The following is a 16779-nucleotide window of genomic DNA, read 5'->3' as shown; positions in this document are numbered from 1 at the left end:
GGTACTGCAGGGGGGACCCTGTGGGAGAGTAGGACACCGCCGGACACCCATTCACGGAATGGCCACCCCACACGGGGTGGCCATTCCGCGTTAACGGCCATATTCGCGCTCGGTAGACTCGAAGGATGCCGGCGCTCGACCTGTCCCTGTCCTCTGTCGAACTCACTCGTCTCATCTGCGACATTCCGAGTGTCTCCGGGGACGAGAAGTCGCTCGCCGACGCGATCTTCGCCGAGGTCTCGGTGCTCAACCACCTCGAGGTCTACCGCGACGGCGACACCATCGTGGCGCGGACGAACCTGGGCCGCGCACAGCGCGTCGTCATCGCCGGTCACATCGACACGGTCCCCATCAACGGGAACGTTCCGACCAGGAGCCTGGAGATCGACGGCGAGCCGTTCCTCTGGGGGCGAGGGACCGTCGATATGAAGGCCGGCGTGGCGGTGCAGCTCAAGCTCGCCGCCGAGCTCGTCGCACCCCGGGTCGACATCACCTGGATGTGGTACGACCACGAAGAGGTGGACGCGGACCTCAATGGCCTCACCCGGCTGGCACGCACACGGCCCGACCTGTTCGCGGGCGACTTCGCGATCCTCGGCGAACCGTCCAACGGCGAGGTCGAGGGAGGCTGCAACGGCAATCTGCGCGCCATCGTCCGCACCCACGGCGTGCGGGCGCACAGCGCGCGGTCCTGGATCGGCGAGAACGCGATCCACAAGGCCGCGCCGATCCTCACGCGGCTCGCGGAGTACGAACCGCGCGACGTCGCGGTGGAAGGCCTCGTCTACCGTGAGGGCCTCAACGCGGTCCGCATCAACGGCGGGATCGCCGGGAACGTGATTCCCGATCTCTGCGAGGTCGAGGTCAACTACCGCTTCGCGCCGAGCCGCGACCTCGCTGAGGCCGCCGAGCACGTCCGCGAGGTCTTCGCGGGTTTCGAGGTCGACGTCGTCGACGCCGCCGCCGGCGCGCGCCCCGGTCTGGATGCCCCGCTCGCACAGGAGTTCCTCGCTGCTGTCGGTGCAGAGCCGCGCCCGAAGTACGGCTGGACGGACGTGGCGCGCTTCAGCGCGCTCGGCGTGCCCGCCGTGAACTACGGGCCGGGCGACCCGCACCTGGCGCACCACGACGAGGAGCGCGTGCCGCTCCAGCAGATCGACGCGGTCGAGCGGGGACTGCGCGCGTGGCTGGCGACAAGCTGACGACGGCGGTGCCGGCATCCCGCCTGGCCGCCGGCCGCACGGCGCTGCGGATCGCCGCGATCTACGTGGCCGCCCGCGTCGTCACCACGCTGTTCCTCTTCGCGGCGACGGAGCTGTCGGGCTTCACGTCGCGGATGGGCGCGGACGCCCGGCTGGGCGACACCGTCGTCGCCTGGGACGGCATGTGGTACTGGACGGTCGCCGTCTCGGGCTATCCGGGTCAGCTGCCGCTCACGGACGCCGGCCAGGTCGCCGAGAACGCCTGGGCGTTCCTCCCGCTCTACCCTCACCTCGCGCAGTGGGTGTCGCTCCCTTTCGGTCAGTGGTCCGCCGGCGCGCTGATCGTTTCGCTCGTGGCGGGGTACGCGGCATCCGTCGCCCTCTACCATCTGCTGCGGATCCGCCTCGACGAGTCGGCCACCCTGTGGGCGGTCGCGTTCTTCGCCAGCGGGCCCCTCGCGGCGCTCTTCCACGTCGGCTACGCCGAGGCGCTCAACCTGGTCTGGCTGTTCTGCGCCCTGCTGGCCGTCGCCCGCCGCCGCTACGTCTGGCTGTACGCGCTGATCCCGCTGATGGCGTTCACGCGGCCCGGAGTCCTGGCGTTCGCGCTGTTCCTCGCCCTCTTCGGCATCTGGCGGTGGTTCACACGTGCCCGCGAGCCGCTGCGCGGTCCCGAGATCGCCCACATCGTGACGGCTGGGCTGCTCGCCGCCGTCGCCGGGTTCGCGTGGCAGGTGATCGCCGGCTGGGTGACGGGGAACCCCGACGCGTATCTCGCGACGGAGATGGCGTGGCGTCGCAACTGGATCCTCGGCGACGCGACGTTCACCCCGCTCGAGCCGTTCCTCGTCGGTGTGTCCTACTGGTTCGAGACGATGTGGCACCTGCCGATCGCCCTCGGCTACGCCCTCGTCGGCGGGGGACTGCTCCTGATCGCTGCGGCGCTGATCTGGCTTCCGCAGGTGCGCCGCCTCGGTATCGAGGTGCGGCTGTGGAGCGCGAGCTACCTCGTCTACCTGCTGCTGGTGTTCTTCCCGCAGTCGAGCATCTTCCGCCTGCTGGTGCCGCTGTCGCCGCTGTGGGGAGCCTTCGCCGTTCCGCGATCGCCTGTCTGGCGCGTCGGCGTGCTCCTCGCCTGCCTGGCGGGCCAATGGTGGTGGATCTACAACATGTACGCCCTCGGAAGCACCAACTGGCAGGTGCCATGACGCGAGATGACGGATGCCGCTTTCCCCAGGCGTGCGCCGGGCGTCGGCCCTCACGATAAACTTGATGTGCAGACCATCGATGAAAAGGAGCCGCAATGGCAGCCATGAAGCCGAGAACCGGAGACGGGCCGATGGAGGCCGTGAAGGAGGGTCGACTCATCATCGTGCGCGTGCCGCTCGAAGGAGGCGGTCGCCTGGTCGTCTCGGTGAACGACGCTGAGGCCAAGGAGCTCTACGACGTCCTGGGGGGCGTCGTCAACGCCGCGTAATCGCTCGTTACGCGAACGGCCGGTCCGATCGGACCGGCCGTTCGCGTATGCGCGCGCGGGAGCGTCAGGACGTCGGCACGGTCGTGAGCTGGAGCAGGCCCTCGCCGGTGATGGACAGCGCGCCGATCACCGCGGGCGACGCCTGCGTCTCCTGGATGAGCGAGCGATAGGCCGTCGTCACCGGATCGCGCCGAACGGGATCGGCGACCGAGCCCCCGGCGAGGACGCGGGGGACCAGCACCGTGCCGCCGGCGCGCACCAGGCGCAGGCCGTGCTCGACGTACTCGATCACGCCCTCCGGATCGGCGTCGACGAGCACGATGTCGTAGGAGGCCTCGTTCATGCGCGGCAGGACCTCTGCCGCGCGACCCGTGATGAAGCGTGCGCGGGCCGGGGGGACGCGGGCCTCGGCGAAGGCCTGACGTGCGGCGCCGAGGTGCTCGGGCTCCTTGTCGATGGTGGTCAGGGTCGCACGGGGGGAACCGTGCAGCAGCCACAGGCCCGAGACGCCGGCGCCGGTGCCGATCTCGACGATGTTGAGCGCCTGCGACGCCGCGGCGATGACCGCGCATTGCGCGCCGACGGCCGGGCTGACCGGCGCCGCTCCGAGCTCGAGGGCGTGTGCGCGGGCACGCGCGATGTGCTCAGGCTCGCTCGTCGCCTCGTCGACGAACCGCTGGTTCGCGTTCTGCTCTCCCATCCGAATCCTCCGCCGTCAGCCTACGCGGCCGCGCGGCGTCGACCACTCAGGCACGGCGGTAATCTGAAGGCATGATCTTCGGCCTCACGATCGAGAAGCTTCTGCTGATCGGACTCGTCGCGGCACTCCTCCTCGGACCCGAGCGTCTGCCCCGCTATGCGGAAGCACTGGCGAGCTTCACCAAGCGGGCGCGGGAGTGGGTGTCGACAGCACGCACGCGTGTACGCGACGAGATGGGCGAGGACTTCGACGATGTCGACTGGCGCACCCTCGATCCGCGGCAGTACGATCCGCGGCGCATCATCCGTGAGGCGCTCCTGGACGACGCTCCGGTGGCGAGCGTCACCGCGTCGCAGGTGCAGCCTGCCGCCCCCGTTCCGCCGACGACGCCGGTGCGGTCGCCGTTCCGCGGTCCGCTCGACGGACCGACGCCGTACGACAGCGAGTCGACCTGATCCCTCGCCGGTCTGCCGGGGTGTGCGGTCAGCGCGGACGGAACGGCAGCGAGCGGCCGGACAGACCGCGCGGCGTCTGCGCGAGGGCTTCGGCGAGTCCCGCGATGGCCCGCGCCGCGGGATCGTCGGGGTGTGCGACGACCGCCGGGGTTCCGGCATCCGCGTCCGTCCGCAGCGTCGGGCTGAGCGGCACCGAAGCGAGCAGCGGCACCTCTGCGTCGGGCTGCGACAGCGCCGCGGCGACCGCGGCGCCGCCGCCGGCGCCGAACACGTCGATCGTCGTGCCGTCGGGGAGAGTCATCGCGGCCATGTTCTCGACCACGCCGATGACGCGCTGGCCGGTCTGCCGTGCGACGACTCCGCTGCGCACGGCGACATCGGCCGCAGCCGCCTGCGGCGTCGTGACGACCACCACCTCAGCGTTGGGCAGCAGCTGCCCGACGGAGATGGCGACGTCGCCGGTACCGGGCGGCATGTCGAGGAGGAGCACGTCGAGGTCGCCGAAGTAGACGTCCGTGAGGAACTGCTGCACGGTGCGGTGCAGCATCGGCCCGCGCCACGCGACGGCGCCGACGGGCGCATCGCCCTGGGCGCGTCGCAGGAACATGCCGATCGAGATGACCTTCACGCCGTGCGCGACCGGCGGGAGCATGAGATCGTCGACCCGCGTCGGCTGCGGAACGGTGCCGTCCGCTGAGACGAGCCCCAGCTGGCCCGGGATGGAGAAGCCGTGGACGTCGGCGTCGATGAGGCCGACGGCGAGTCCGCGGGCCGCCAGCGCCGCGGCGAGGTTCGCGGTGACCGTCGACTTGCCGACGCCGCCCTTGCCGCTCGTGACGGCGATGACGCGGGTGAGCGTGCCCGGGCCGAAGGGCATCTCCCGCGCCCGGCCGCCGCGCAGCCGTTCGGTGAGCGCGTGCCGCTCCGCCGGCGTCATGACGCCCACCTCCAGCGCGACGTCGCCGATCCCGGGAACGGACGCCGCGGCCGCGCGCACGTCGGAGGCGATCCGGTCGGCCGCGGGGCATCCCACGATGGTCAGGGCGATCGCGACGTGCGCGACGTCGCCGGCCACGGACACGTCACGCACCATGTCGAGCTCGCCGATCGGCCGGCGCAGCTCGGGGTCGGAGACAGCCGCGACGGCGGCGCGGACGGCGTCCGCGGAGACGGCGCTCATCGTGCGGCGCCGTCTTCGACCTCGGGGGGGCTCTCCAGCTTCTCGAGCAGGATGCGCAGTTCACCGCGGAGCACTTCGCGCGTCACGACCTGATCCGCGAAGTCGTTGACCGCCATGCGCAGGGCGACGACCTCGCGGGCGAGGTACTCGGTGTCGGCGAGGTTGCGCTCGGCGCGCTGTCGGTCCTGCTCGATCTGCACGCGGTCGCGGTCGTCCTGCCGGTTCTGCGCGAGCAGGATGAGGGGCGCGGCGTACGACGCCTGCAGCGAGAGGATCAGGGTGAGCAGCGTGAAGTTGGTCGCCGCCGGGTCGAATTGCAGCTGGGGCGGCATGAAGATGTTCCACGTCAGCCAGACGGCGACGAAGATCGTCATCCCGATCAGGAAGCCCGACGTTCCCATGGCGCGGGCGAACGCCTCGGAGAAGCGACCGAAGCGATCGCTGGACGGCTGCGGGGTGCGCTGCAGCATTCCGCCGCGGCCGCGGGGCGCGTCCAGCGACGGGCGGCGGGTATTGCGGGCCATCAGCGCCTCCTCGTTGCGCCGGACGGCTTGCCGAGAGCAGACGTGCTCGCGGTCGTGGTCGGGACGGACTCGGATGCCGGGCGTTCATCCTCCTCGGCATCGTGCGATCTCCAGTCCTCGGGGAGGAGATAGTCGAGCACATCGTCGACGCTGACCGCGCCCACCAGCCGATGGGCCGGGTCGACGACGGGGAGCGAGACGAGGTTGTAGGAGGCGAGCAGCCGTGCGACCTCCGCGGCCGACGCCGTCGCGGGCACCGGATCGAGCGTGTCGTCGATGATCGCCCCGAGGCGCTCGTGCGGCGGGTAGCGCAGCATCCGCTGGAAGTGCACCGTGCCGAGCAGCCGGCCCGTGGGCGTCTCGTACGGCGGCAGCGTCACGAACACCGCAGCCGCGAGGGCGGGGTGCAGCTCGTGCCGGCGGATGAGCGCGAGAGCCTCCGCGATCGTCGCATCGGCCGAGAGCACGATCGGCTCGCTCGTCATGAGTCCGCCGGCGGTGTCGGGGCCGTACTTCAGGAGGGCGCGGACGTCTTCCGCCTCCTCGGGCTCCATGAGCTCGAGGAGTTCCTCGCGCTGGTCCTCCGGAAGCTGGCCGAGGACATCGGCCGCGTCGTCCGGCTCCATGGCGTCCAGGATGTCGGCGGCGCGCTCGTCGTCGAGAGCCTCGAGGATGTGGACCTGCTCCTCCTCGGGCATCTCCTCGAGGGCGTCGGCGAGACGGTCGTCGGGAAGCTCCTCCACGACCTCGAGGAGTCGCTCCTCGGGCAGGTCGAGCAGCGTGTTGGCGAGGTCGGCGGGCCGCAGCTCGGAGTAGGTCGCCACCAGCTGCTCGGCCGACTGCGCCTCGCCGGGCGCCTGGCTCTCGCGCACGGCGTCCCAGTTGGCGAACGTCGTCGGTCCCTTCGCGAAGGGGGACGCGCTCGTCTTCGGCTTGCGCAGGAAGAGCTGCCCGACGTCCCATTCGCCGAGCCGGTTGCGCTCGATGGCGACGTCCTCGATGACCGCGGTTCCCGAGCCATCGGCGAAGAACACCTTGCGGCCGAGGAGCTCAGCCATGACGCGCACCTCCCCGCCGCGCTGCTGGAAGCGGCGGACGTTGATGAGGCCGGTCGTGATCACCTGGCCGGTCGCGATGGAGGTGACGCGGCCGATCGACACGAAGACGTTGCGTCGGCCGGGGATCTCGACGACGAGCCCGATGACGCGCGGCGGATCGTCCTTGCGGTAGATGACGACGACGTCGCGGACCTTGCCGAGACGGTCGCCGGCGGGGTCGAAGACCGAGCACCCGGACAGGCGCGCGACGAAAACCCTCTGCGTGCTCACACGTCCCAGCGTAGTCCGCGTGCCGTGGGAGGATGGGGAGATGACCATGATGGGAGGGCGCTCTCCGCAGGGTTCCGATGCGGTCGGGCCGACCGTGGCGAGCTTCCCGACATACGAGGCGGCGCAGAAAGCGGTGTCGTCCCTGATCGCGGCCGACATCCCGGCGCGGGACATCGCGATCGTGGGGCAGGGCCTCCGCTCGATCGAGCGCATCACGGGTCGCCTCGGCTACGCGTCGGCCGCACGTTCCGGAGCCGTGAACGGACTCCTCCTGGGGCTGCTCTTCTCCGCGATCCTGGTGATCGGCTCGCCGTCCGTGCCGATCCAGGCATTCGTCGGCGTCCTGTTCGTCGGCATCGCGATCGGCATGCTGCTGAGCATCGTGGCGTACTCGTTCGTGCGTCGCCGCCGCGACTACGCGTCGGTGATGCAGGTGGTCGCCGACCACTACGAGGTCACCGTCACCGACAACAGCGTCACCCGTGCGCGTCAGGTCCTCGGCCCGCAGGCGGCGGTGCCGCCGTCGGCGACAACCGCGCCGGCTGCCACGTCACCCGGCGCTCCCGTGCCGGCCGCGCAGCCCGCCGAGCCTCCGAAATACGGCGAGCGCGTCGCGCCGCAGCCGGACGCGGAGCCTGCGCCCGGATCCGAGCCCGCCGCTGCCGCGCCGGGCCCGTCGCCCGAGCCGCGCGCCGCCGAGGCCCCGGAGCAGACCGGCATCCCGCACGAGGCCTCGGCCCCGGAGCAGGCCACCGACACGACGACCACCCACGCCACCCCGGTTCCGCGAGCCGACGACGAGCGCGCATGAGCGCAGCCGCGGAATCCTCGCGGATCGCCGTCGCGCTCCCGAACGGGACCGTCGAGGTGTCGGCCGACCTCGTCATGCCGGAGTCGGCATGGGCCGTCGCGGCCGTCGCACACGGCGCGGGGGCCGGGTATCAGCATCCGTTCCTCTCGGGCTTCACAGCTGCGCTCGCGAGCGAGGGGGTCGCCGCGGTGCGCTTCAATTTCCCGTACTCGGAGGCCGGAAGACGGATGCCGGGACCCGCCGCGCATGCCGTCGCCACGTGGGCCGCGGTGCAACCCGCGCTCACCGAACGGGGTGCCGGCCTCCCCGTGTTCGCGATGGGCAAGTCGTACGGCGGACGCATGGCGTCGATGGCCGCGGCTGAGGGTGCCATCGATCCGGCGGGCCTGGTGTATCTCGGCTATCCGCTGCACCCGCCGGGGAGCCCCGACAAGGTCCGCACCGCGCACCTTCCGGACGTGCCGCAGCCGCAGCTGTTCGTCGAAGGCACGAACGACCCGTTCATCGACCCCCACGCGCAGCTCGAAGAGGCCGTGGCGTCGTGCCGTGTCGCCGAGATCGCCTGGATCGACGGCGGCGGGCACTCGTTCGAGGTGAAGGGGCGCAAGCGCCCGCCCGCCGAGATCGCCGCGGAGCTCGCGCCGCTGGTCGTGGCGTGGATGCGCCGGATTCACTCCGGAGCGGGCCCGACGTAGCGGCCGCGCGGCCGGAGGCGCATCGGGCGTTCGTCGTACTCGGCGATCGCGTGGGCGATCCAGCCGGCGATGCGCCCGATCGCGAAGATCACGGATCCCGCCTCGTCCGACATCCCCGCCCAGAGCGTCAGGGCTGCCAGGGCCAGGTCGAGGTTGGGGCGGAGGTCGGCGCGGCGCGCCACCTCGTCGGCGACGGCATCCACCGCGGCGAGGACGCCGTCGCTGTCCGGCGCTTCCCGCAGCAGCTCGAGGAGCACCCTCGCGCGCATGTCGCCCGCTGCATACAGCGGGTGGCCGAAGCCCGGGATGCCCCGCCCGCCGTCGCGCACGGCTCGTGCGATCGCGGTCGCGGGGTGGTCGCCGTCGCGCACCGCCCGCAGCAACCGCGCCGCCGCGCGGCTCGCCGTGCCGTGCAGCGGCGCGTCGAACGCTCCGAGCGCTGCGGTCACGACGGCATACCCCGAGGCGCGTGCCGAAGCGGCGACGCGCGCCGCGAGGGTCGACACCGCGAGATCGTGGTCGATGACGAGCACCAGGGCAGCATCGAGCATGCGCGGTCCGTCGGGGCGCTCGTCGCGGGCGAGGGCACGCCACAGCGTCCGCGCGACGGGCGCTGCCTCGTCGGTGTCGGCCAGCGCGGCGGGCAGGCCCGTGACGAGCCGCGCGCCGACCCGGACGAGCTGCGAGGGATCCGGGTCGTCGCGCAGGGGATCCGTGGCGGCCAGCGCTGTGACTCCGACGAGAAGGCGGTCGAGCGGCGATGCCCCGTCGCCGAGCGCTGCGATCGTCCGCCGGGCGACAGCGAGGTCGGCCGGAGCCGGGGTGCGCAGCGAGGGGGCATCCCACAGCCACGTCACGGTCTCCTCGAACGTCGCCTCGCGGGCGAGACGCGCCGCAGACCGCTCGCGGTAGTGCAGCTCGTCGTCGTCGACATGGGCGAGCGTCGTGTCGAGCACCATGAGCGGGGTACCGGGGGCCGACGAACCGGGGGCCGCGCCGGCGGCCGGGGCGGGCGAGCGCCGACGTCGGTGCGCGAACGCCTCGACCTCGAGCGGGTCGAACGAGGATCCCGCGGCGTCGCGTTCGCGCGACAGAAGCCCTCGCGACACGTAGGCGTACAGCGACTCGGGCTTGACGCCGAGGCGCGCGGCCGCCTCGGCCGCGGTCAGTCGGGGAAGGTCGCTCACGATGTTGATCCGATCAAGATTGACGAAAGCATGATCAAGTTCCGACACTGACTGTAGCGGGAAGGACTGCTCGACGCGGCAGGACGACCGCACGAATGAGAGGAGCAGCCATGACCACGACGAACCGCCCCACCGCCATCGACGCGCCGCGCGGCCTCGCCGGCGTCGTCGTCGCCGAGACCACCGTGAGCGATGTGCGCGGCGCGGAGGGCTTCTACCAGTACCGCGACCGGTCCGCGATCGAGCTGGCCGAGACCGCGACCTTCGAGGACGCCTGGCAGCTCCTGGTGACCGGACAGGACGCGACGGATGCCTCGCGCCCGGCCTTCGCCGCGCGCGTCGCGGACGCCACCACCGCCGCGCGCGCCGACGTCGACGCCGTCGTCGAGGCGGTGTCGTCGGTGGCGCCGGACGTGCTCGCCGGGCTCGCGGCCGCCTGGCCGCTGATGGGCGCGAGGCGCAGCATCCGTCCCCTCTACGATCTCGACGAGGATGAGCGCCTGACCGACGCGATCGGGCTGGCGGCGGCGACGCCGGCGCTCGTCGGTGCGCTCTGGCGGCGGAGCCGCGGCGAACGCCCGCTGCCGGTGCTGGAGGACCGCGGCGTCGTCGCGAACTACCTCCACCAGGTGACCGGCCGTGTGCCCGACGAGGCGACCGAGAGCGCCCTGACCGCGTACCTCATCGCGGTGATGGACCACGGCTTCAACGCCTCGACCTTCACCGCGCGCGTCATCGCGTCGACAGGGGCGGATGCTGCCGCCTGCCTCGTCGGAGCTCTCGGGGCGCTGACGGGGCCGCTGCACGGCGGGGCGCCGTCACGGGCTCTCGACGGGCTCGATGCGGTGGCGACCGCCGACCGGATCGAGCCCTGGATCCGCGGCGAGCTCGCGGCGGGGCGGAGGCTGATGGGGTTCGGCCATGCGGTGTACCGCACCGCCGATCCGCGCAGCGAACTGATGAAGCGGGTCGCCCTGCGCACCGGCGGTCCGCGCGTCGAGCTCGCGCTCCGATTCCAGGACGGCGCCGAGCGCCTGCTCGCGGAGGCGAAGCCGGGTCGAGAGCTTCATGCGAACGTCGAGTTCTGGGCGGCGCTCGTGATGGAGCGGTGCGGGATCCCGCGGTCGATGTTCACACCGACCTTCGCGGTGGCGCGGACGATCGGATGGACCGCGCACATCCTCGAGCAGGCGCGCGACCCCAAGATCATCCGCCCGTCCGCGCGCTATGTCGGGCCTGCGGTCCGTGCGGTCGCAGCCTGAACGAGGGCTACCGCCCGGCGGCGTAGCCCTGCATGCCGCGGGGGTTGGCCGCACCCCAGAGCACACCGGTGGCGGCGTCCCTCCCGACGGCCGACACCCGGCCGAGCGTCCAGTCGCCGGCCCGCGTGACGCGGTGGCCGCGTCGCTCGAGACCCTCGATGACCGCCCCGCCGAGGCGGTCCTCGACGACCGCGCCGGCGGGTGTCCAGGTGCGCGGCCAGAACGACTCGGGCATCGACGTCGTGTGCAGGGCCGGTGCGTCGATCGCCTGCTGCGGCGCGTAGCCGCCGACGAGCATGCGCAGCAGGGCCAGCAGCTGCCACTGATCCTGCTGGTCGCCGCCCGGTGAGCCGATCGCGAACGCGGGAACGCCGCCCTGCAGCACCAGCGTCGGCGTGAGGGTCGTGCGCGGGCGCCTGCCCGGGACGAGGGACGACGGATGTCCCGGCTCGAGCCACGTCATCTGAAGACGTGTGCCGAGGCAGAAGCCGAGCGCGGGAATCGTCGGGGAGGACTGCAGCCAGCCGCCCGACGGGGTCGCCGAGACGATGTTGCCCCAGCGGTCGATGACGTCGAGGTGGCACGTGTCACCGCGGGTCTCGCCGGTCTTGGCCACCGTCGGCTCACCGGTTCCCGCTGCGGGCGCGTCGTACGTCGTCCGCAGCGGCGGTCGGAACGGCGTGCGCCCGGGGAGGGGGCCCGGCCGGAATTCGGCCGAGGCCTCGGCAGTGATCAGCGACCGCCGTTCGTCGAGGTAGTCGGCCGACAGCAGTGCGTCGAGGTCGACCTCCGCGTCCCCGAACCACGTGTCGCGGTCGGCATAGGCGAGCTTCTGCGCCTCGAGGATCGTGTGCGCACCCGCTTCCTGCGACGGGTCGAGCAGGTCGTCGGCGAGGGGTTCGAGCAGGCCCAGCGTCTGCAGCAGGGCGGGACCCTGCGTCCACGCGCCCGCCTTCGCGATCGTGCGGCCGCGGAACTCGCGGGTGACGGCAGGCTCGTACCCGGCGTCGAAGCCGGCGAAGTCGTCGGCCGTGATGACGGCCGCGTGGCTGCCGCCGCCCGAGTGCCGGTGCGGCTGCGACAGGAATGCGGATGCCTCGTGCGCGACGATCCCCGTCTTCCACTCCCGCCGAGCGGCGTCGATGCGGGCCGCCCGGCCCACCGGACCGTCGTCGCGGACGGTGCACGACGCGTGCACGAGTGAGTCGAGCACCGCCGCGTACGCGGGGTTCCGCATGATCCGGCCCGCAGCGGGGATCTCGCCGTCGGGCAACCAGAGATCGGCCGACGTCGTCCAGTCGTCGCGGAACAGCCCGGCGACGCGGGCGATGGTGGTCGCCGCACCGGCCGCGAGCGGGTGCCCGTCGCGCGCGTACCCGATGGCGTACGCGAGGACGTCGGCCAGCTCCCACGTGCCGTGGTCGCGCAGCAGCAGCAGCCACGCGTCGACGGCACCGGGCACTGCCGCCGCCAGGCCGCCGGCGCCCGGGGTGAGGTCGAGGCCCTCGCCCCGGTAGTGCTCGATCGTGGCGCCGGCGGGAGCCGGACCCTGGCCCATGAGGACCGTCGGGGCCGCAGCCGGGCCCGCGCGGCCGGAGGCTCCGCTCGACGCGCCGGCGGCGAGTGGAGGGGCCGTGGGGACCGTCTCCTGGAAGATGGCCACGAGATCGCCGCCGGGGCCGTTGAGGTGGGGTTCGACGACGTGCAGCACGAACCCCGCGGCGACCGAGGCGTCGAACGCATTCCCGCCGCGCTCGAGGACAGCCTGCGCGGTCGCCGTCGCGATCCAGTGCGTCGACGCCGCCATGCCGAACGTGCCCGTCAGCGTCGGGCGCGTCGTGAAGGACGCCGGAGAGGTGTACGCCACGAGGTTCAGCGACCGCCGCGGGCGATCCAGGCCTCGACCTCGTCGGCGGTGCGGGGGATCGCGGCCGACAGGTTGACCGGACCGTCGGCGGTCATGAGGATGTCGTCCTCGATGCGCACGCCGATGCCGCGGTACTCCTCGGGCACGGTGAGGTCGTCGATCTGGAAGTAGAGGCCAGGCTCGATCGTGAAGACCATGCCCGGCTCGAGGATGCCGTCGTAGTACATGTCGCGGCGCGCCTGCGCGCAGTCGTGCACGTCGATGCCGAGGTGGTGGCTCGTGCCGTGGACCATGTAGCGGCGGTGGTGGCCGCCCCTGTCGGCGTCGAGCGCCTCCTCAGCGGTCACCGGCAGCAGTCCCCACTCCGCGACCCGCGTCGCGATGACCTCCATGGCCGCCTCGTGGATCGAGCGGAACCTCACGCCCGGCTTCGCCACCGCGAAGGCGGCGTCCGCCGCCTCGCGCACGGTCTCGTACACCTTGCGCTGCACGTCGGTGAAGCGGCCGCTCACCGGCAGCGTGCGGGTGATGTCGGCGGTGTAGAGGCTGTCGACCTCGACGCCCGCGTCGATGAGGATCAGGTCGCCCGGCACCACGGCCCCGTCGTTGCGCGTCCAATGCAGGTAGCACGCGTGGGGGCCGGATGCCGCGATCGTGTCGTAGCCCACCGCGTTGCCGTCGCTGCGCGCACGCTGGTGGAAGACCCCCTCCACCACGCGCTCGCCACGCGGGTGCTCGACGATCGCGGGCAGGTTCGCGACGATGTCGTCGAAGCCGGACGCGGTGACCTGGACGGCGAGCTCCATCTGTCCGATCTCGTAGGCGTCCTTCACGAGGCGCAGCTCCGACACGAACCGCGTGAGGTCGTCGTCCTCGTCGAGGACGACGTCGCCGTCGCCGCCCTCGAACTCGTCGATGTGCGCCGTCGCCAGGCCGAGATCGGACGCGACGCCGGCGAGCGCGGGCCGCGGGCCGATCCAGAACTCGCCGATCGAGGCATCCGAGTAGAACTCGCTCGTCGTGCGGTCGGCGCGCTCGCGGAAGTACAGCGTCACGTCGTGGCCACCGGCCGAGCGCGGCTCGAACACGAGCACGGCGCCGGGCTCGGAGTCCGATGCCCACCCGGTCAGGTGCGAGAACGCCGAGTGCGCACGGAACGGGTAGTCGGTGTCGTTGCTGCGCTGCGCGAGGTCGCCCGCGGGGATCACGAGGCGCTTGCCGGGGAATGCCGCCGAGACGGCTTCGCGGCGCGCGGCGGTGAACGCCGCCTGTGCGCGTGCCGGGGGAGTGGACTCGGGGCGCTCGGCCCAGCCGGTGGAGATCGTGTCGAGGAAGCCCTGACCGTACGGCTGACGGCGGTTCGTGCTGGTCGAGGTCGGGGTCGAGGTCTCGGTGGTGCTCGTGGCTCCGGTGGACTGCTCGCTGGCTGCGCTGCTCATGCCTCCCAGTCTCGCACGGGGCCGGGAGCTCGGGCAGGTCAGCCGGCGGGGTCGTACTGGACGATGAGCGGCCGGTGGTCGGAGCCGGAGTCGTCGAGCGAGCGCACGACCAGAGATCCGGTCGCGCGCCACTGCTGAGTGGCCATCACGTGGTCGATCGGAGCGCCGAGGATGGCGGGGATGTCGGCGGACCAGGTGCCGAGCGCGCCGTTGCCGGTCTCGACGGCGGCGTCGGTGCAGTGGCCGAGGGTGGCGCCGTCGAGCCCGAGGCCGGACATGTGGTCGACCGTCGCATTGAAGTCGCCGGCCATGATCACGTTGCCGTCGCCGCACTGGTCGGCCAGCCATTGCAGGTCGTCGCGCCAGTTCTGCATGTAGCTGGGGCGGGGGGCCACGGCGTGCACGGCGACGACGATCGGACCTTCGCCCGACACCGGCATCGCCACCGCGCTCGGGACGGTCGACGTGTTGCTGCTGCCGTCGAGCGACGACTCGATGACGGCGTAATCGCCCAGTTCGGGCGAGATCAGCAGCGTCGTCGAACCGGCGTCCCACTCCGTCGACGGATCGGACGCGTGGTGCGCCCACATGCGGTGCCCGAGGTCGCGCATCGCGATGGCGACGCTCTCCCCGGTCTCGATGGTGGTCTCGGGCAGTGCCACGATGTCGGCGTCCATCGCGACAGCGATCTTCGCGATCGTCTCGGGCGGCGTCGCCGGGCCGGCGGTGTTCCAGGTCATCACACGGATGGACGCGTCGGTCTTCGGCGGCAGCGGGTCGCTGCCCAGTCCACCGCGGGACGTCAGCACGGCGACGTTCGCGACTGTCGCGATGCCGGCGGCGATGGCGATCGAGAAGGCGAACGCCCTGATGGGGCGGGCGATCGCCAGGAGGAGTCCGAGCAGCGTCGCCAGGCCGAATGCGAGCGCGAGCACGCCGCGGAAGGAGACGATCTGGGCGATCGGATAGATGCGCTCGACGCGGAAGAAGCCGGGGAAGGTCAGCACCGCTGCAGCGATCGCGCACAGCACGGTGATGAGGATCCCGAGCAGGCGAAGCACGACCGCGACTCTATGCGAGCAGGCTGGGAGATCCGTCAGCGCACCGGGCGTGGCGCGACTCAGCCCCGCGCTACGCTCGGAGGATGCCCGGACCCGCCGCACGTCCTCTCCACACGTCGCCGGCGCGACGCGCGGAGTCTGAGGACCAGGGGGCCCGGCGGTTCGAAGGACCGAGCGACCTGCATCTGCACTCCGCGAACTCCGACGGCACGCAGCCGCCCGCCGAGGTGATGGCGTCGGCGCACCGCCACGGTGTGCGCACGGCCGCGCTCACCGACCACGACACCACGTCGGGGTGGGCCGAGGCTGCCGAGGCCGCGACGTCGCTCGGCATGACGTTCGTCCCGGGCATGGAGCTCTCGGCGCGGCACGAGTGGCGCAGCGTCCACGTGCTGGCGTATCTGCCCGATCCCGACGAGCCCGCGCTGCGCGCGGAGACCGCCCGCATCCGCTCCTCGCGGTTGGATCGCGCCCGGCTGATGGCCGATCGCATCGCGCGCGACTACGACCTCGTGTGGGACGACATCCTGGAGCAGACCACGGACGGGGCGACCGTCGGGCGCCCGCACATCGCCGACGCGCTGGTGGCCCGGGGGCTGGTGCGAGACCGTGCCGAGGCGTTCGCGGGGATCCTGAGCCCGGGCGGCGACTACTACGTCGCCCTCTACGCCCCGGATCCGGTCACCGCCGTGCGGCTCGTCGCCGGGGCCGGGGGAGTGCCCGTCATCGCCCACCCCGCGGGACGAGCGGGGCTTCTTCCGATGAAGCTCCTGGAACGGATGCTGCGGGCCGGCCTCGCCGGCTTCGAACTGGGTCACCGCGAGAACCGCGACCCCGCTCTCACCACGCTGCGGGACCTGTGTCGCGAGCGCGACCTGATCGTGACGGGCTCCAGCGACTACCACGGCCTCGGCAAGCCCAATCAGCCGGGCGAGAACACGACGACCGACGCCATGGTCGCGCGCATCATCGACCGTGCAACGGGAAGCGCCCCCGTCTACCCGTGAGGGCGGACGAGGGCGCTCCGTGACCGCGGACTCCGCGAGTCAGCCCGCGACGATCGGCGGGTCGCCGCTCAGCTCAGGGCCTTGGCCTTCAGCGCGTCGTACTCGGCCTGCGTGATCGTTCCGGCGTCGAGGAGACCCTTCGCCTTGGCGATCTCCTCGGCCGGGCTCGCGCCGGTGCCAGCGACCGACTTGATGTAGGCGTCCTGTGCGCTCTGCAGCTCCGAAGCCTCCTTCGCGCTGCGCTTGGCCATGCCGTTGCCGCGCGCGATGAGGTAGACGAGCAGCGTCAGGAAGGGCACGAAGATCAGGAAGATGATCCACACGGCCTTCCACCAGCCGTTCAGCTTGTGGTCGCGGAACAGGTCGGCGATCACGGCGAACAGCGCGAACAGGTACGCCATGAAGAAGAAGATCCAGAGGAACCACCAGATGATGTCCCAGAAGGATCCCCAGAACCCCTGGTACTCATAGCCGGTGGTCACGGCCTCGATGATGCGCATCGTGTGCCTTTCGTGAATGCGAGGTACCGGCGCCCAGCGCGCCGTCTGCGCTCACCATAGCGCTGTCGCGGGGGGGGGCGCACG

At 72.0% G+C, this 16779-nt stretch carries 17 protein-coding genes; 8 read left to right on the top strand and 9 right to left on the bottom strand.

What is annotated here, in order from left to right:
- Positions 1-125 precede the first annotated feature (125 nt).
- From dapE to ACFQ7C_RS20065, 3 genes are all read left to right on the top strand, one after another.
- Positions 126-1202, top strand: coding sequence for a succinyl-diaminopimelate desuccinylase (gene dapE, locus ACFQ7C_RS20075; RefSeq protein ID WP_378905664.1), 1077 nt, complete (start codon positions 126-128; stop codon positions 1200-1202).
- Positions 1184-2410 carry a hypothetical protein gene (locus ACFQ7C_RS20070; RefSeq protein ID WP_378905661.1) on the top strand — a complete coding sequence of 409 codons (1227 nt, stop codon included), beginning with the start codon at positions 1184-1186 and terminating at the stop codon, positions 2408-2410. Before dapE ends, ACFQ7C_RS20070 begins: the two co-directional genes overlap by 19 nt.
- A gap of 95 nt (positions 2411-2505) precedes the next feature.
- Entirely contained in the window at positions 2506-2679 is a 174-nt protein-coding gene (locus ACFQ7C_RS20065; RefSeq protein WP_019179788.1) for a DUF3117 domain-containing protein, read from the top strand.
- Between the two features lie 64 nt (positions 2680-2743).
- Here ACFQ7C_RS20065 and ACFQ7C_RS20060 read toward each other — a convergent pair whose 3' ends face one another.
- Positions 2744-3379: an O-methyltransferase gene (locus tag ACFQ7C_RS20060; RefSeq protein WP_378905658.1), complete on the bottom strand. Its 636-nt coding sequence runs from the start codon at positions 3377-3379 to the stop codon at positions 2744-2746.
- Between the two features lie 71 nt (positions 3380-3450).
- Between ACFQ7C_RS20060 and ACFQ7C_RS20055 the strand changes: the two genes are divergently transcribed.
- Positions 3451-3834, top strand: coding sequence for a Sec-independent protein translocase TatB (locus ACFQ7C_RS20055; protein WP_378905656.1), 384 nt, complete (start codon positions 3451-3453; stop codon positions 3832-3834).
- Positions 3835-3862: 28 nt separating this feature from the next.
- Here the strand turns inward: ACFQ7C_RS20055 and ACFQ7C_RS20050 are convergent, their stop codons facing one another.
- Genes ACFQ7C_RS20050 through ACFQ7C_RS20040 form a run of 3 tightly spaced genes read right to left on the bottom strand, consistent with a single transcriptional unit; the run spans position 3863 to position 6866 of the window.
- The gene (locus ACFQ7C_RS20050) at positions 3863-5014 is read right to left on the bottom strand and encodes a P-loop NTPase (RefSeq protein ID WP_378905653.1); all 1152 of its coding nucleotides are present in this window, start codon (positions 5012-5014) and stop codon (positions 3863-3865) included.
- Positions 5011-5538, bottom strand: a complete 528-nt coding sequence (locus ACFQ7C_RS20045; RefSeq protein WP_378905650.1) for a DUF1003 domain-containing protein — start codon at positions 5536-5538, stop codon at positions 5011-5013. The genes ACFQ7C_RS20050 and ACFQ7C_RS20045 overlap by 4 nt, the downstream gene beginning before the upstream one ends.
- On the bottom strand, positions 5538-6866 hold the full coding sequence (locus ACFQ7C_RS20040) for a magnesium transporter MgtE N-terminal domain-containing protein (protein WP_378905647.1): 1329 nt from the start codon (positions 6864-6866) through the stop codon (positions 5538-5540). Before ACFQ7C_RS20040 ends, ACFQ7C_RS20045 begins: the two co-directional genes overlap by 1 nt.
- Positions 6867-6906: 40 nt before the next feature.
- Here ACFQ7C_RS20040 and ACFQ7C_RS20035 point away from each other — a divergent pair, with 40 nt between their 5' ends.
- Complete coding sequence (locus tag ACFQ7C_RS20035) at positions 6907-7677, top strand: general stress protein (protein ID WP_378905644.1); 771 nt, start codon at positions 6907-6909, stop codon at positions 7675-7677.
- Positions 7674-8372, top strand: coding sequence for an alpha/beta family hydrolase (locus tag ACFQ7C_RS20030; RefSeq protein ID WP_378905641.1), 699 nt, complete (start codon positions 7674-7676; stop codon positions 8370-8372). The genes ACFQ7C_RS20035 and ACFQ7C_RS20030 overlap by 4 nt, the downstream gene beginning before the upstream one ends.
- Here the strand turns inward: ACFQ7C_RS20030 and ACFQ7C_RS20025 are convergent.
- On the bottom strand, positions 8348-9559 hold the full coding sequence (locus ACFQ7C_RS20025) for a citrate/2-methylcitrate synthase (RefSeq protein WP_378905639.1): 1212 nt from the start codon (positions 9557-9559) through the stop codon (positions 8348-8350). The two genes, ACFQ7C_RS20030 and ACFQ7C_RS20025, sit on opposite strands and share 25 nt — an antisense overlap.
- Before the next feature lie 110 nt (positions 9560-9669).
- Here ACFQ7C_RS20025 and ACFQ7C_RS20020 point away from each other — a divergent pair, with 110 nt between their 5' ends.
- Positions 9670-10821, top strand: a complete 1152-nt coding sequence (locus tag ACFQ7C_RS20020) for a citrate/2-methylcitrate synthase (RefSeq protein WP_378905637.1) — start codon at positions 9670-9672, stop codon at positions 10819-10821.
- A gap of 7 nt (positions 10822-10828) precedes the next feature.
- On the opposite strand, the gene ACFQ7C_RS20015 is transcribed toward ACFQ7C_RS20020, so the two are convergent.
- From ACFQ7C_RS20015 to ACFQ7C_RS20005, 3 genes are read right to left on the bottom strand one after another with little or no spacing between them, the layout of a single operon-like run.
- Positions 10829-12688, bottom strand: coding sequence for a gamma-glutamyltransferase family protein (locus ACFQ7C_RS20015; protein WP_378905634.1), 1860 nt, complete (start codon positions 12686-12688; stop codon positions 10829-10831).
- 5 nt (positions 12689-12693) lie between these two features.
- On the bottom strand, positions 12694-14127 hold the full coding sequence (locus ACFQ7C_RS20010; protein WP_378905631.1) for an aminopeptidase P family protein: 1434 nt from the start codon (positions 14125-14127) through the stop codon (positions 12694-12696).
- A 38-nt stretch (positions 14128-14165) separates the two neighbouring features.
- Positions 14166-15188 carry an endonuclease/exonuclease/phosphatase family protein gene (locus ACFQ7C_RS20005; RefSeq protein ID WP_378905628.1) on the bottom strand — a complete coding sequence of 341 codons (1023 nt, stop codon included), beginning with the start codon at positions 15186-15188 and terminating at the stop codon, positions 14166-14168.
- A gap of 83 nt (positions 15189-15271) precedes the next feature.
- On the opposite strand from ACFQ7C_RS20005, the gene ACFQ7C_RS20000 reads away from it, so the two are divergent.
- Complete coding sequence (locus ACFQ7C_RS20000; protein WP_378905625.1) at positions 15272-16195, top strand: PHP domain-containing protein; 924 nt, start codon at positions 15272-15274, stop codon at positions 16193-16195.
- Positions 16196-16263: 68 nt separating this feature from the next.
- Here the strand turns inward: ACFQ7C_RS20000 and ACFQ7C_RS19995 are convergent, their stop codons facing one another.
- Positions 16264-16695, bottom strand: coding sequence for an SHOCT domain-containing protein (locus ACFQ7C_RS19995; protein ID WP_378905622.1), 432 nt, complete (start codon positions 16693-16695; stop codon positions 16264-16266).
- Positions 16696-16779 lie beyond the last annotated feature (84 nt).

The organism is Microbacterium sp. NPDC056569, from assembly GCF_042793475.1.
Classification (GTDB): Bacteria; Actinomycetota; Actinomycetes; order Actinomycetales; family Microbacteriaceae; genus Microbacterium.
This window is presented reverse-complemented; position numbering and strand designations above follow the sequence as displayed.